Source organism: Faecalibacterium sp. DFI.5.82 (assembly GCF_029076575.1).
Taxonomy (GTDB): domain Bacteria; phylum Bacillota; class Clostridia; order Oscillospirales; family Ruminococcaceae; genus Faecalibacterium; species Faecalibacterium duncaniae.
Window position 1 is genome coordinate 1 of sequence record NZ_JARFIS010001030.1, and the last position, 291, is coordinate 291.

Below are 291 nucleotides of genomic sequence, written 5' to 3' on the forward strand. Positions count from 1 at the left end.
CACCACAAAGGGCACCAGCAGCACAAGAAAGACGGCCACGATGGGCATTGCGTGCTTGGAAACAAAGTAGCTGAGCTTGGTCAGCTTGGGCACGATGGTGCGGTGCTAGTACTTTTCGACCTGCTGATCAAAGGTCAGGATCAAAGCAGGCAGAATGACGATGGTGCAGATGACACCCAGCGCCACACCCTTTGCCATAACAACACAGATATCGCGGCCCAGCGTCAGGCGCATGGCGCACAGTGCCAGGAAGCCCGCAATGGTGGTCAGGGAGGAAGCTGTGATGGAGGT

Annotated in this window: 1 pseudogene; it reads right to left on the reverse strand. The window is 56.7% G+C overall.

Features of this window, described 5'->3' with window-relative positions:
- Positions 1-291, reverse strand: a pseudogene (locus P0G09_RS20000) (antibiotic ABC transporter permease); the annotation flags it as partial.